Here is an 841-nt window from a genome sequence, read left to right as displayed (position 1 = left end):
GACTTAATTCTTGGATCTACAAAGGCATATAGAATATCTACAAATAGGTTTATAATACTGAAAGTAATAGCTATAAATAATACTCCACCTTGTACAACTGGGAAGTCTCTAGATTTAATAGAGTCTACCATTAGACGTCCTACTCCTGGAATTGAATAGATAGATTCAGTTAATACCGCCCCACCTAGTAAACTTCCGAACTGTAGACCAATAACTGTAATAATTGGAATAAGTGCATTTTTAAGGGCATGTCTATTTATTATAATAGATTCTACTTGCCCTTTTGCTCTCGCAGTTCTAATATAATCTTGACGTACTACTTCAAGCATACTAGATCTTGTCATACGAGTAATAGTTGCTGCAGAGCTTGTACCTAGAGTTATGGCAGGTAGTATCATATGCTTTAGACTAGTAAAGCCTGATGCTGGAAGCCAACCTAGATTTACTGAGAATAAGAGAATAAGCATTAGTCCTTGCCAGAAGTTAGGCATAGAAACTCCTAATAAAGCTAATACCATACTTACTTGATCGAATAAGGTGTATTGTCTTGTTGCAGAAATAATTCCTACTGGAATACCAATTGCTACTGCAACTAATACCCCTATTGCTGCAAGCTTTAAAGTAGCTGGGAATCTTGTCATAATCTCATTAGCTACAGATCTATTAGTTGCATAGGAACGACCTATATCTTGATTAACTACAGCCCTCTTAACATATCTACCATATTGGATAAGGAAAGGATCATCTAACCCCATTTCGTCTCTTAATTTTAAAACATCTTCTACTGGTGCTGACTCACCAAGCATAATTCTTGCAGGATCACCAGGTGTAAAATGCATTA

1 protein-coding gene is annotated in these 841 nt (G+C 36.0%); it reads right to left on the bottom strand.

All coding sequences use genetic code 11. The features are described from left to right. A partial coding sequence (locus KQI88_RS17845) for an ABC transporter permease (protein WP_216419664.1) occupies positions 1-841 on the bottom strand: 841 nt, incomplete at both ends.

It is taken from the genome of Alkaliphilus flagellatus, assembly GCF_018919215.1.
GTDB lineage: Bacteria > Bacillota > Clostridia > Peptostreptococcales > Natronincolaceae > Alkaliphilus_B > Alkaliphilus_B flagellatus.
Note: the sequence above shows the minus strand (reverse complement) of the source record. Positions and strands in the feature narration are given on the sequence as shown.